14 protein-coding genes and 1 tRNA gene are annotated in these 13,249 nt (G+C 67.2%); 9 read left to right on the top strand and 6 right to left on the bottom strand.

The window, feature by feature from the left end:
* Positions 1 to 8: 8 nt before the first annotated feature.
* Genes P2T65_RS01020 through P2T65_RS01005 form a run of 4 tightly spaced genes read left to right on the top strand, consistent with a single transcriptional unit; the run spans position 9 to position 2,151 of the window.
* Positions 9 to 485 (top strand): thermonuclease family protein, encoded by a 477-nt coding sequence (locus P2T65_RS01020; protein ID WP_276199014.1) that lies wholly within the window; start codon positions 9 to 11, stop codon positions 483 to 485.
* Entirely contained in the window at positions 482 to 865 is a 384-nt protein-coding gene (locus P2T65_RS01015) for a dihydrofolate reductase (protein ID WP_276199013.1), read from the top strand. Before P2T65_RS01020 ends, P2T65_RS01015 begins: the two co-directional genes overlap by 4 nt.
* Positions 862 to 1,107 (top strand): hypothetical protein, encoded by a 246-nt coding sequence (locus P2T65_RS01010; RefSeq protein ID WP_276199012.1) that lies wholly within the window; start codon positions 862 to 864, stop codon positions 1,105 to 1,107. The genes P2T65_RS01015 and P2T65_RS01010 overlap by 4 nt, the downstream gene beginning before the upstream one ends.
* Before the next feature lie 15 nt (positions 1,108 to 1,122).
* On the top strand, positions 1,123 to 2,151 hold the full coding sequence (locus tag P2T65_RS01005) for a tyrosine-type recombinase/integrase (RefSeq protein WP_276199011.1): 1,029 nt from the start codon (positions 1,123 to 1,125) through the stop codon (positions 2,149 to 2,151).
* A gap of 75 nt (positions 2,152 to 2,226) precedes the next feature.
* Here the strand turns inward: P2T65_RS01005 and P2T65_RS01000 are convergent.
* A tRNA-Glu gene (locus tag P2T65_RS01000) sits at positions 2,227 to 2,302 on the bottom strand.
* Positions 2,303 to 2,469: 167 nt separating this feature from the next.
* Here P2T65_RS01000 and P2T65_RS00995 point away from each other — a divergent pair.
* Positions 2,470 to 3,477 carry an RluA family pseudouridine synthase gene (locus P2T65_RS00995; protein WP_055457911.1) on the top strand — a complete coding sequence of 336 codons (1,008 nt, stop codon included), beginning with the start codon at positions 2,470 to 2,472 and terminating at the stop codon, positions 3,475 to 3,477.
* Positions 3,478 to 3,668: 191 nt separating this feature from the next.
* Positions 3,669 to 4,574: an RNA polymerase sigma factor RpoH gene (gene rpoH, locus P2T65_RS00990; protein WP_055457610.1), complete on the top strand. Its 906-nt coding sequence runs from the start codon at positions 3,669 to 3,671 to the stop codon at positions 4,572 to 4,574.
* Between the two features lie 119 nt (positions 4,575 to 4,693).
* Here the strand turns inward: rpoH and P2T65_RS00985 are convergent, their stop codons facing one another.
* The 3 genes from P2T65_RS00985 to P2T65_RS00975 form a co-directional block, all read right to left on the bottom strand.
* Positions 4,694 to 5,953 carry a hypothetical protein gene (locus P2T65_RS00985; protein WP_055457611.1) on the bottom strand — a complete coding sequence of 420 codons (1,260 nt, stop codon included), beginning with the start codon at positions 5,951 to 5,953 and terminating at the stop codon, positions 4,694 to 4,696.
* Positions 5,954 to 5,986: 33 nt separating this feature from the next.
* A complete protein-coding gene (locus P2T65_RS00980; protein WP_055457612.1) occupies positions 5,987 to 7,279 on the bottom strand; it encodes an adenylosuccinate synthase in 1,293 nt (430 codons plus the stop codon).
* Between the two features lie 155 nt (positions 7,280 to 7,434).
* The gene (locus tag P2T65_RS00975) at positions 7,435 to 8,283 is read right to left on the bottom strand and encodes a type 1 glutamine amidotransferase (RefSeq protein WP_276199010.1); all 849 of its coding nucleotides are present in this window, start codon (positions 8,281 to 8,283) and stop codon (positions 7,435 to 7,437) included.
* A gap of 100 nt (positions 8,284 to 8,383) precedes the next feature.
* On the opposite strand from P2T65_RS00975, the gene P2T65_RS00970 reads away from it, so the two are divergent.
* From P2T65_RS00970 to P2T65_RS00960, 3 genes are all read left to right on the top strand, one after another.
* The gene (locus P2T65_RS00970; RefSeq protein WP_055457614.1) at positions 8,384 to 9,304 is read left to right on the top strand and encodes a DMT family transporter; all 921 of its coding nucleotides are present in this window, start codon (positions 8,384 to 8,386) and stop codon (positions 9,302 to 9,304) included.
* Between the two features lie 80 nt (positions 9,305 to 9,384).
* Positions 9,385 to 9,651: a type II toxin-antitoxin system prevent-host-death family antitoxin gene (locus P2T65_RS00965; RefSeq protein WP_055457615.1), complete on the top strand. Its 267-nt coding sequence runs from the start codon at positions 9,385 to 9,387 to the stop codon at positions 9,649 to 9,651.
* Complete coding sequence (locus tag P2T65_RS00960; protein WP_055457616.1) at positions 9,648 to 10,043, top strand: type II toxin-antitoxin system VapC family toxin; 396 nt, start codon at positions 9,648 to 9,650, stop codon at positions 10,041 to 10,043. Before P2T65_RS00965 ends, P2T65_RS00960 begins: the two co-directional genes overlap by 4 nt.
* 261 nt (positions 10,044 to 10,304) lie before the next feature.
* On the opposite strand, the gene serA is transcribed toward P2T65_RS00960, so the two are convergent.
* A complete protein-coding gene (gene serA / locus P2T65_RS00955) occupies positions 10,305 to 11,894 on the bottom strand; it encodes a phosphoglycerate dehydrogenase (RefSeq protein WP_055457617.1) in 1,590 nt (529 codons plus the stop codon).
* 99 nt (positions 11,895 to 11,993) lie between these two features.
* The gene (locus tag P2T65_RS00950) at positions 11,994 to 13,169 is read right to left on the bottom strand and encodes a phosphoserine transaminase (RefSeq protein ID WP_276199009.1); all 1,176 of its coding nucleotides are present in this window, start codon (positions 13,167 to 13,169) and stop codon (positions 11,994 to 11,996) included.
* Positions 13,170 to 13,249: the final 80 nt, after the last annotated feature.

The raw sequence follows: 13,249 nt of genomic DNA, 5'->3' as shown, positions 1-13,249 counted from the left end.
GCGCCGCCATGCTGATGCGCACTCCCGGCCACCCGAATCCCCGCAGCGCGCCCCGGCGCTTCCGCCGGCATGCCGCGATCATCCTCGGTGGACTCATCGCGCTCTACCTCATCATATTCGCCGCGCTCAGCGTCGCGAACGCGGCCGAACCGCTCATCGTGGCGGTCGACGGCGACACGATCCATGTCGACGACGAGCGCATCCGCATCGTCGGCCTCGACGCGCCGGAGACGTACCAGGCACGGTGTGAGAGCGAGCGCCAGCGCGGCCACCGCGCCACCGCCCACCTGCGGCGTCTGCTCGCCGGCGGCACCATCACCATCCGCCGGCAGGGCCGCGACCGCTACGGACGCACGCTTGCCCGCGTCTTCGTCGACGGTCGCGACGTTGCCGGCCTCATGATCCGCGCCGGGCACGCTGTGCGCTACACCTGCCCGCGCGGGCGCTGCCCGCGGCGCATCGACTGGTGCGGAGGCCGGCCATGATGGACGTCCGCCTCATCGCCGCCGTAGGCCGGCGCGGGCAGATCGGCCTCGCCGGCCGGCTGCCTTGGCACGAGCCCGAGGACCTAGCCTGGTTCAGGGCACAGACCTTGGGCCATGTTGTCGTCATGGGCTGGCGCACAGCCCGCATCGTCGGCAACCTTGCCAACCGCATCGTGGTGCCGTGGCTCGGCGAGGACGACCCGGCCAAGTTCCTCGCCCGGACTGCCCACCGCTTCCCCGGCCGCGTGATCTGGATCGCCGGCGGAGCGAAGACCTATCGCGCCTTCATGCCCCACGTCCGCCGGGCCGTAATCACCCTCGTCGACTACGACGGCCCGGCCGACGTGTGGATGCCGCCGCTTTGGGAGGGCGCCCGATGAGAATCACAGAGCGCCGCAACGCGCTGCCGCTCTCGCTCCCCCCGCGCGGGCTCTCGCGCGTGGAGGCTGCCACCTACATCGGCGTGTCGCCGTCAAAGTTCGATGAACTGGTGAGAGACGGTCGCATGCCGCCCCCGATCCATATCGACGCCCGCCGGGTATGGGACCGCAACAAGATCGACATCGCTTTCGACGGCTTGCCACAGAATCACACCGACGATCATAATCCATGGGACGACTGAACCGTGAGCGCATCCGTGGCCGCAATCGAACTGCCCTACCTTGTTCGCGACCGGGATAGGCACGGAAACGTTCGGTATTACGTTCGCGTCCCCGGGCAGAAGAAGGTGCGCCTGCGCGGTGAGCCGGGATCGGAAGCGTTCATGGCACAGTACCATGCCGCACGATCCGGCGCCGCAGACGACAAGACGCGCGCCGCGGCTCGCCCTGGGTCCTTCCGATGGCTATGCCAAGCCTATTTCGGCAGCCATCAATTCAAAGCGCTCGATGCCAGCACCAAGAGCTGGCGCAGGCGTGCTTTGGAGAGCGCGTGCCAGAAGCACGGCGACAAGCCGGTGCGCCTCATGGAAAGCCGCCACGTTCGCAAGCTGCGCGACGAGCTGGCGGACAAGCCCGGCGCGGCCAATCAGAGGCTCAAGGCCATGAAAGCGCTATTCGCGTGGGGGGTGATCGAGGAGCCGGACATCGTCAAGAACAACCCCACCCGTGACGTGAAACTCATCAGCTACAAGAGCGACGGGCATCACACGTGGACGCTGGAGGAAGTGGCGACGTTCGAGGAGAAGTACCCCATCGGCACAAAGGCCCGGCTGGCCATGGCCCTGCTTCTCTATACCGCATGTCGGCGGGAGGACGTGGTGAGGCTCGGCCGCCAGCACATCCGTGGCGGTCGTATCAAGTTCGTTCAGGCCAAGAACGAGCACCGGAAGCCGGTCGAGATCGATATTCCTGTGCACCCCGACCTCGCTGCGGCCATCGCCGGAGCGGACGCCGGGAATTTGACCTTCCTCATCACGGACTACGGCAAACCCTTCACCGTCGCCGGCTTCGGAAATCGATTTCGGGAGTGGTGCAATGCGGCCGGTCTGCCTCATTGCAGCGCTCACGGGCTGCGCAAGGCGACGGCTGCCCGTCTCGCCGAGCGAGGGGCCACCCCGCACGAGATCATGTCCATCACTGGACACCGGAGCCTTGATGAAGTCGAGCGCTACACACGCGCTGCGCAGCAGGCGAAGCTCGCTGACCGCGCCATGGGGAAGCTCTAAAGGTGAACATATGCTGTCCCACCTCGTGTCCCACCTGCGATTTTTTTGATGTTTTTCAGGCGCTTATGAGGCGGGTGGCGCTCCCAAGGGGACTCGAACCCCTGTTTTCGCCGTGAGAGGGCGACGTCCTAGACCGCTAGACGATGGGAGCGTCTCGCGTGAGGCCGCTTCTATATAAGCGCTTCGCCCCCTGTTCAAGTCCTGTCGCGGCACTTTGTGTCAAAAACCGTCCGTCTCCACAGTCTCAAGACGGTTCTGTTGCCGGGAGAGGCTTGACTGGACTGCCGCGACGGGCGACGAGCGCTCATGAGCGACAAGATGGCGGATGCCGGCCGAACCATCCATCTGACCGCCGGGGCAGATGATGCCGGCGTGCGGCTCGACCGCGCGCTCGCGCTCAGGCTTCCGGACCTGTCGCGCAGCCGCATCCAAGAACTCATTAAGGATGGTCACGTCAGCGTCGGCGGAAAGCCCGAAACGAATGCATCGCGCAAGCTCGCCGCCGGCCTCCCTCTCGCCGTCACCGTGCCTCCGGCGGCGGCGGCGGAACCGTCCGGCGAGGATATCCCCCTCAGTGTGCTCTATGAGGACAACGCGCTCATCGTGATCGACAAGCCGGCGGGTCTTGTCGTGCACCCGGCCCCCGGCAACGAGACGGGCACGCTCGTCAACGCCCTCATCGCCCATTGCGGCGCGAGCCTCTCGGGCATCGGCGGCGTCCGGCGGCCGGGCATCGTGCATCGCCTCGACAAGGACACGTCCGGCGTCATGGTGGTGGCGAAGACCGACGAGGCGCACAAGGGGCTGAGCGCCCAGTTCGCCGACCACGGCCGCACCGGGCCGCTTCACCGGGCCTATGTGGCGGTGGTCTGGGGCGTGCCGCAGCCGCTGGCCGGCACGATCAGTGCGCCGATCGACCGCGCCCCGCACAACCGGGAGAAGATGGCGGTCGCCCGCGCCGGCCATGGACGCGAAGCGGTCACGCACTATATGGTGGAGGAGCGTTTCGCCGCCGGGCACGCGGCGGATGTGGCGAGCTTTGTGCGCTGCCGCCTTGAAACGGGGCGCACGCACCAGATCAGGGTGCATCTCGCCCACCGCGGCCATCCGCTCCTCGGCGACGCAATCTACGGCAGCGGCTTCCGGACGAAGTCGGCCCTTCTCGGAGAGGCGGCGCGCCAGGCGTTGAGCGTGCTGTCTCGCCAGGCGCTTCATGCGGCCGAGTTGGGCTTCGCCCATCCAGTGACGGGCGAAGAAATGCGCTTTGCAAGCCCGCTGCCGCCAGAGCTACTGAGGCTCGTGAACGCGCTGCGCGCGAACACCTGAAAGCGCGGGTGCGGAGTCCGATGTGTGCGCTAGCGCACATGCCGGACGAAACCAACGGCCGAAACTGCGGTTCTGAGACAGTCGGATGCCCTCTTTCGGACAATGTGTTCCCGGATGTAGGGTGTTCAGGACGGCTGGCCAGGGGGCGGCCGTCACACGGCCTGCCGACAGGGGGCCGAAAGGAGGTGAAAATGGCTACCGGCGCACTTCCCACGCTCGCCAGCGAGGGCGGGCTTTCGCGCTATCTCGAAGAGATCCGCCGTTTCCCGATGCTGAAGCCCGATGAGGAATTCATGCTCGCGAAGCAGTGGCGGGAACACGGAGACCGCGACGCGGCGCACAAGCTCGTAACGTCGCATCTGCGGCTCGTCGCGAAGATTGCGATGGGCTACCGCGGCTATGGTCTGCCCATCGCCGAGGTGGTCTCGGAAGGCAACGTCGGCCTGATGCAGGCCGTCAAGCGCTTCGAGCCCGACAAGGGCTTCCGTCTCGCGACCTACGCCATGTGGTGGATCAAGGCTGCGATTCAGGAATACATCCTGCGTTCTTGGTCGCTCGTGAAGATGGGCACGACCGCGAGCCAGAAGAAGCTGTTCTTCAACCTGCGCAAGGCCAAGGGCCGCATATCCGCCTATGAGGAGGGCGACCTGCGACCGGAACAGGTCAGGGCCATTGCCAAGCGCCTGGGCGTGCCCGAGCAGGACGTGGTCGAGATGAATCGCCGCCTCGGCGGCGACACTTCGCTCAACGCTCCCCTGCGCCAGGACGGTGACGGGGAATGGCAGGACTGGCTGGTCGACGAGAGCGACGACCAGGAAGCCAACCTCGTGGCCGAGGAGGAGGGGCGCAACCGGCTCGCTGCCCTGCGCCAGGCGCTCGGCGTGCTCAACGAGCGCGAGCGGCGCATCTTCGAGGCGCGTCGCCTGCGCGACGATCCGATCACGCTCGAGGATCTCTCCAGTGAATTCGGCGTCTCCCGCGAGCGCGTGCGCCAGATCGAGGTCCGCGCCTTCGAGAAGGTACAGGAGGCCGTCAAGCAGGGTCTCGCCCGCATTGAGGCGCCGAAGGGCGACGGTCAGGCGCTGAGCCCCGCCTGACGTTGCGGCCGAGTGGCCTCTGAAGAGCAACGGCGGCCGGGGGCCGCCGTTTTGTTGTGCAGGTCTGCCCGTCCGATGGGTGTCGCGGGGGCTGCCTCACCGGCGCCCCACAAGGCTTGCTATTGCTGGCCTGCCCAGACGCGCAGGGCGGCCTCGAGCGCCTGCTCGCCCGACAATCCCTTCTCGAAGGCGAGCACGGCGCGCCGGCCGGATGCATAGCGCAGCGGAATGTCCATCCACGACCGCGACCGCAGCAGCTCGGTGTTGCGCTCCACATCGCTGGCGAGGTTGGAGAGCCCGACCAGGAAGAAGTTCGACGTCACCGGCACCGGCAGCCCGGCGAGCGGCGTGCCGCGCGCCCCTTCGTCCGTCTTGAGCTGCGGCACGCCGACTTCCCGGACCGCCCGTTGGGGATCCGTTTCCTCGAACGTCATCTCGACGGTATGGGATGCCGGCAGCGTCGCGTCGGTGTTGCGGCGGAAGGTCAGATTCAGCGTGAAGCCTGCCTCGGGCACGGCAACTTCGGCACGTACCACCGTTTCGAGCGGCTGCCCTTCGCCGGGGTTGACGGTGTCGAGCCGCCAGACCGCACGCCCGCCAGTGGCCCGCGGCGCCTGGTTGGCATCGCCGGTCTCCTCATAGAGGATGGCCCGCTGCGAGACCGCCACCGCGCCGCCGGGCGGCGTCGCCTGCTGCGGCGGCTGCGGCTGCGGCTGCGCCGGCGGGGCCTGGTCGGACGGCGGACCGCCGATGCGATCGTTGAACTTTGCCTCACCCTCCGTCGGCGTCTCGCCGGGCTCCGTCTGTGCCTGGTCCGGCACCGGTGCGGGCGCCTCCTGCCGCAGCCACAGGGCCGTGCCGGCTATTGCCGCGATGGCAAGGGCGAGGACGCCGGCAACGATCAGCGTGCGACGGCGCTCGCCACCGTCGCGAGCGCCGCGCGACGGAGACAGGCGCGGCCGCGCCGGGCGCTCGTCCTCGCCCCGGGGCAACGCTCCGTATCCGCCCGGCATACCGGGCGGCTCGGCCGACTGGTCGTCGCCCGGCCCGTAGCGGTCAATCTCGCCATAGCCCCCGCCGCTCCGGTAGGGATCCCGGTCATCGTCGTAGCCTGCCGTCGCCCCTACCGCCTCATCGAAACGCGGCTCCAGCGGATCGTCATAGAGAGGCGGCGCATATTCGTTCTCGATCCGCGCGATGACATCATCGAGCGCGATCTGTTCGCGCTCGATATCGGCCTCCGACAACGGCGGGTCCACCGCCCGCAACTGCTGCAGCAGCACGACGCGCGCCCGGTCGTAGATCGCGCGCCGCGTCTCGGGGGTGTTGTCCGGCAGGCCGGCCACGGCCCGCGAGAGCAAAGGATAATAGTCCGCCATCGGCTCCCGAATGTCCCGAAAACGTGGGGCCCGTCAACCTTCGAAGGGATTATGCACGAGGATCGTATCGTCGCGCTCCGGGCTCGTCGACAGAAGCGCGACGGGGGCGCCGATCAACTCCTCGATGCGCCGGACATATTTGATGGCCTGGGCCGGCAGGTCCGCCCAGGAACGCGCGCCCGCTGTCGTGCCGGGCCAGCCCTCGATGGTCTCGTAGACCGGCTCGACGCGCGCCTGAGCGCCCTGGCTTGCCGGCAGATGATCGAGCACCTCGCCGTCGAGGCGATAACCGACACAGACCTTGATCTCGTCGAAGCCGTCGAGAATGTCGAGCTTCGTCAGCGCGATGCCGTCAATACCCGAGGTGCGTACCGTCTGGCGCACCAGAACGGCGTCGAACCAGCCGCAGCGACGCTTGCGCCCCGTTACCGTGCCGAACTCGCGGCCACGCTCGCCGATGCGCTGCCCGATCTCGTCGTCGAGCTCCGTCGGGAAAGGCCCCTCGCCCACCCGAGTCGTATAGGCCTTGGCGATACCGAGCACATAGCCCACCGCCTTCGGCCCGAGGCCGGTGCCCGTCGCCGCCTGGCCCGCCACCGTGTGCGAGGAGGTGACGAAGGGATAGGTGCCGTGGTCGATATCGAGCAGGGCCCCCTGCGCGCCCTCGAAGAGGATGCGGCTGCCGTGGCGGCGTTCCTCGTCGAGCAGGCGCCACACCGTGTCCATGTAGGGCAGCACCTTCGGCGCCACGGCGGAAAGCTCGTCGAAGATCTCCTCGGCGCCGAACTCGGCGAGACCGAAGCCGCGGCGCAGGGCGTTGTGATGCGACAGGAGGCGCTCGATCTTGGCGGGCAGCGTCTCGAGGTCTGCAAGGTCCATCAGGCGTATGGCGCGACGGCCGACCTTGTCCTCATAGGCCGGGCCGATGCCGCGGCGCGTGGTGCCGATGCGCGTGCCGGCGTTGGAATTCTCGCGCAGCGCATCAAGCTCGCGGTGCAGCGGCAAGATGAGCGTGGCATTGTCGGCGATGCGCAGGTTGTCGCGCGTGATGCTCACCCCTTGGGTGGCGAGGCGATCGATCTCGTCGACGAGCGCCTGCGGATCGAGCACGACACCATTGCCGATGACGGCGAGCTTGCCGGGGCGGACGACGCCGGACGGCAAAAGCGAGAGCTTGTAGACGGCATCACCGATGACGAGCGTGTGGCCTGCATTATGCCCGCCCTGGAAGCGCGCGACGATGTCGGCCTGCTCGCAGAGCCAGTCGACGATCTTGCCCTTGCCCTCGTCGCCCCACTGGGCGCCGACCACCACGACATTCGCCATTTACGTCCAGCCTCCGGCTGTTCCGGCCATCAACATGATAAACCCCGGCGCAAGCTCACCTTGGCCGGGGTTTCCTTGCACCCTCTCTTGGGCGATCGGGAGGCGAAAATCAAGCCCGGCGCATGCGCCCACTGCGATTTGCGACGGCTCCCGGGTCAATGCCGCATCGTGCCGCCGTTGCGGCAACCGGCGACGAAATTGCGGATTTCGAGCGTGCGCAACGCCTCCACGAGCACCTGCTCGTCGAGGCCGTGTCGCCAGGCGAGGTCGCGTCGGCTGCGGTCGGCATCGAGCGCCCTGAGGTCACCGACATAGCCGGCAACTTCGGCCGGGTCGCGGAAGAAGCCTTCGTCGGTCAGCGGCCCGGCCATGCGGTCCATGATCGCGGCGAGCTCGGTCAGCGAGAATTCCGGGTGATACTGCACGCCCCAGAAGACGCCTCGCCCGTGGCGGATCTCCGCCGCCTGCACGCCGGCCATGCCGTTGGACGCAAGCACGATGGCGTTCGCCGGCAGGCTGGCGACCACATCGAGATGCACGCAGGGCGCATCGAAGGCACCGGGGCGTCCCGCGAGCAGCGGATGCCCCCTGCCCGCCTCGCTCGGCGTGATTCGTCGCGCAAAACCCACCTCGCGTCCGAGCGGGTTGGGCGTCACCGTCCCGCCGGCGGCGACTGCCGCCACCTGCAGCCCCCAGCAGGAGCCGAAGGACGGCACGCCGCTGTCGTAGACCGCCCGCATCAGCTCGATCTGCCGCCGCACCGGCGCCTCGTCATGGTAGACGTGCAGCGGCGAGCCCGTGAGGATCACCGCATCGTAGGAGGAGAGCCCGGCGCCGGACGGCAGCTGCGCATCGGCATCGGCAGGCAGCGCGATATCGCAGGCGGCGGCCGGCGCGATGCCCTTCACGACGGCAGCATAAGCCTCGCCCGGCGTCAGACCGAAGCCTGCATGGTGGCGTTCGCGAGCATCTGCCGGATAACCATCGACGATCAGAAACCGCATCCTGTGACACCTTCTGCCGCAATGCTCCCCTGCGTCTAGGCCCCTTACAGGCCGGCGGCAAGCACCCTAGTCTGCAAAGCCATCTTCACGGAAGCCGATCTTGACCCTCCAGCCGTTGACCGCCGCCCGCCATCGCCTCGACCACGCCTACCTGCTCCTGACGCTCACCACGCTCATGTGGGGTGGCAATGCCGTCGCGAGCAAGCTTGCGGTCGGCCACATCACGCCGATGGTGCTGACGTCGGCGCGCTGGATCGTCGTCTGCCTCATCCTGCTGCCGCTCTACGGCCGGGCCCTGCGCGACAACTGGCGCATGATCGCCTCCCACCGGCACCGCGTAATCCTGATGGGTGCCTTCGGCTTCACCGGCTTCAACGCGCTCTTCTATCTCGCCGGCCACCATACGAGCGCGGTCAACATCGCGATCATGCAGGGATCGATGCCGATCCTCGTACTCGTCGGCGCGCTCATCTTCTTCGGCGTTCGGGCCACCTGGCTGCAGATCGTCGGCGTCATCGTGACGCTCGGCGGCGTCGCCATGACGGCGACCCACGGCGATATCGCCACCATCACGCAGTTCGCCTTCAACATCGGCGACGTGTGGATGTTGATCGCCTGCGTATTCTACACGGGTTACACCCTTGCCCTGCGCGGCCGCCCGGACGTGCCGGGGCTCGTCTTCTTCCTGGCGCTCGCCATCGTCGCCTGCCTCACCTCCTTGCCGCTGCTGGCCTGGGAGATCAGCGCCGGCGACGCCTACTGGCCGACCTGGCAGGGCTATCTCGTCCTCATCTTCGTCGCGCTGTTTCCGTCCCTGCTCTCGCAGATCACCTTCATGCGCGGGGTCGAACTCATCGGGCCGAGTCGCGCCGGCGTCTTCGTCAATCTCGTGCCCGTCTTCGGCGCCCTGCTCGCCGTCCTCATCGTCGGCGAGCCCTTCGGCTGGCACCACGCGGTCGCCATGGCCATGGTGCTCGGCGGCATCTTCATCGCCGAGCGCCTGGGGCGGAAGATCGGCTGAGCAGGTGCGGCAAGCTCGCCTCCGTGGCTTGCCCGAGCAGGGCCTATTGTGTACACATATGAGTGCACGCGAGGATCGCCATGGCTCAGGCACGGAAGGACAATCAGGTCAGGGTCGGCGTCCGTGAGTTGCGGGCCAATCTCAGCGGGCTGCTCCGGCAGGCCCGCCAGGGAACATCGGTCCTCGTCATGTCGCGCAACGAAATCATTGCTGAGATCGGCCCACCTCCCGGGGGAGAACGTCCGCGCCGGATGCCGGGGATGCTCAAGGGAAGCATCCGCATGGCGCCGGATTTCAACACGCTCCCCGAGGAGATCCTGTCCGCCATGGAAGGGGACGCTGATTGAGGCTGCTGCTCGACACGCATGCCCTCTTGTGGTGGCTGTCGGGCGACGCGCGGATTGAGAGTAGGGCTGAGGATCTCATCAGCGACCCAGCGAACGACATCTTCGTCAGCACGGCTTCGCTGTGGGAGATCGTCGTGAAGGTGCGTATTGGCAAGCTCGAAGCCGGCATCGGGGACATCCTTGCCGCGATTGACGCCCAAGGCTTCGAAATGCTCGACATCCGCCCGGATCACCTCGACGAGCTTGCCCGTCTGCCGATGCACCACAGGGATCCCTTCGATCACCTGCTCATCGCCCAGGCCATCGCCGAACGCCTCACCCTCCTGTCGGACGACCGGCACGTGCCAGCCTACCCGGTGGCGCATGTCACGTGTCGCGACGGCGATCCATAATCGGCTTTGACACTGGTCCGTCAGGTCGGATCAACATCGAAGACGGCTTTCCCCGAAACAAAAACCCGGCGCGTCGGTCGCGTCGGGTCTTGTTGCTGCAGCAGTCGCGTCGGGTCTTGTTGCTGCAGCAATTGTCTCACGCTGCCCCCGTCACGGCATGGCCGGGCTTGTCCCGGCCATCCACGCGTTGCTCGCTTCCCGGCGTGGATGCCATGCGACGAGCGCGGGCATGACGGCGAAGCGCGGCGCGGTTTGTCCCCCTCAGAACGTCAGCGCCTTGGCCTGCTTCACGCCCGGGATGGTCTGGATGTCCTCCAGCACCTTGGCGGGCACCTCGCCGTCCACCTCGACGAGCGCGATGGCGGAGCCGCCGGGGGTGTCGCGGCCGAGGGCGAAAGTGGCAATGTTGACACCCGCATTGCCCAGGATGCCGGCGAAGCGACCGATGAAGCCGGGCTTGTCCTCGTTCGTCACATAGATCATCGACGGGGCGAACTCGGCGTCGACCGTGATGCCCTTGATGTTGACGATGCGCGGCTTGCCGTTGGCGAAGACCGTGCCGGCGACCGAGCGGGTCTGCCGTTCGGTGACGACCGTCAGGGTGATGAGCGCGTCGTAGTCGTGCTCGGCCTCGCGCACGGTCTCCTCGACGACGATGCCGCGCTCCTTGGCGACGACCGGCGCCGACACGACGTTGACATCCTGCAGGATCGGCCGCAGCAGGCCGGCGATGGCGGCCGACGAGAGTGCGCGCGTGTTGAGATGCGCCACGGTCCCCTCGTAGGTGATGTGCACGCTCTTCATGCCGGTCTCGGTAAGCTGCCCGGCGAAGGAGCCGAGCTTTTCCGCAAGCGCGATGAAGGGCTTGAGCTTGGGCGCCTCTTCGGCCGTGATCGATGGGAAGTTCACGGCGTTCGAGATGGCGCCGCGCAGCAGGTAGTCCGACATCTGCTCGGCCACCTGCAAGGCGACGTTCTCCTGCGCCTCCGTCGTCGCGGCGCCGAGATGCGGCGTGCACACGACGTTAGGGTGGCCGAACAGTGGGTTCTCCGTCGCAGGCTCAACGGTGAAGACGTCGAAGGCGGCACCCGCCACATGCCCTTCGTCAAGCGCCTTGCGCAGCGCCACCTCGTCGACGAGGCCGCCACGGGCGCAGTTGACGATGCGCACGCCCTTCTTCGTCTTGGCGATGTTTTCGGCCGAGAGGACGTTCTTCGTCTTCTCGGTGAGCGGCGTGTGCAGGGTGATGATATCGGCCCGCGCCAGAAGGTCGTCCAGTTCCACCTTCTCGACGCCAATGTCGAGCGCGCGCTCGGGTGACAGGAACGGGTCGTAGGCGATCACCTTCATCCTCAGGCCGAGCGCCCGCTCGGCGACGATTGAACCGATGTTGCCGCAGCCGATGATGCCGAGCGTCTTGCCCGTGATCTCGACACCCATGAAGCGGTTCTTCTCCCATTTACCGGCCTGGGTCGAGGCGTCGGCAGCGGGAATTTCACGCGCGAGCGCGAACATCATGGCAATGGCATGTTCGGCGGTGGTGATGGAATTGCCAAAGGGCGTGTTCATCACGATGATGCCCTTGGCCGTTGCGGCCGGGATGTCGACATTGTCGACGCCAATGCCGGCCCGGCCGATGACCTTGAGGCGCGAGGCCTGCTCCAGAATCTTCGGCGTGACCTTGGTGGCCGAGCGGATGGCGAGGCCGTCGTAGTTGCCGATGATCTCGGCAAGCTTGTCCTTGTCCTTGCCGAGGTTCGGCTGGAAATCGACCTCAATGCCGCGATCCTTGAAGATCTGCACGGCAGCGGGCGACAGGGCATCAGAAATGAGAACCTTGGGGGCGGTCATGGGTTTTCGCCTCGATGGAATTGGGCAGTCGGCAATCGGCAGATAGGCAGTCGGAGAAGGCAGATCGACGATTGCCGACTGTCCCGACTGCCCCCGCCGTCAGGCGGCAGCGGCGAGCTTCGCCTTCTCGGCGGCGAAGGCCCAGTCGAGCCAGGCCGTCAGGGCCTTGACGTCGTCTGTCTCGACAGTGGCGCCGCACCAGATGCGCAGACCGGGAGGTGCGTCGCGATAGGCGCCGATGTCATAGGCGACGCCCTCCTTCTCGAGGGCGGCGGCGATGCCCTTGGCGACCGCGGCGACCGTTTCGGGCCCTTTCGTCACCACCTCGGGATCGACGATCTTGAGGCAGACGGAGGTGTTGGAAGCCGTCGCCGGATCCTCGGCGAGATTGGCGATCCACGGGCTCGCCTCGACCCAGTCGAGGAGCGCCTTCGCATTGGCGTCGGCCTTCGCGACGAGCGCCTTGAGGCCGCCGAGCGACTTCGCCCATTGGAGCGCGTCGATATAGTCCTCGACACAGAGCATCGACGGCGTGTTGATCGTCTCGCCCTGGAAGATGCCCTCGATGAGCTTGCCGCCCTTGGTCATGCGGAAGATCTTGGGCAGCGGCCAGGCGGGCGTGTAACTCTCGAGCCGTTCGACGGCGCGCGGCGAGAGGATCAGCATGCCGTGCGCCGCCTCGCCGCCGAGCACCTTCTGCCAGGAGAAGGTGACGACATCGAGCTTCTGCCAGTCGAGGTCCTGCGCGAAGGCGGCGGAGGTCGCGTCGCAGATGACGAGGCCTTCGCGGTCGTCGGCGATCCAGTCGGCATTCGGCACGCGCACGCCCGAGGTCGTGCCGTTCCAGGTGAAGACCACGTCGCGCGTCCGGGTGTCGACCTCGGCGAGGTTCGGCAGCGTGCCGTAGGGCGCCTTGATGACGCGCGCGTCGTTGAGCTTGAGCTGCTTGACGACGTCGGTGACCCAACCCTCACCGAACGATTCCCAGGCGAGCATGTCGACGCCGCGGGCGCCGAGCATCGACCACAGCGCCATCTCCACGGCGCCGGTGTCGGACGCCGGCACGATGCCGATGCGATACTCCGCCGGCACGTTCAGAACTTCGCGGGTGAGGTCGATGGCGAGCTTCAGCTTCGCCTTGCCCACCTTGGCGCGGTGTGAGCGGCCGAGCGGCGCGTCGTTGAGGGCTTCAAGGGTCCAGCCGGGGCGCTTGGCGCAGGGGCCGGAAGAAAACTGCGCGCGCGCGGGCCGCGCGGCGGGAGCATTCGTCGTCATGTATCCATCCTCTCAGATGGGCGCTTCCCGTTGGGGGGAAGTGTCCCGCGGATGGGGATACGCGAGCCCCGCTCCCGCGT

The organism is Chelatococcus sp. XZ-Ab1, from assembly GCF_029309855.1.
GTDB classification, from domain to species: Bacteria; Pseudomonadota; Alphaproteobacteria; order Rhizobiales; family Beijerinckiaceae; genus Chelatococcus_A; species Chelatococcus_A sambhunathii.
Note: the sequence above shows the minus strand (reverse complement) of the source record. Positions and strands in the feature narration are given on the sequence as shown.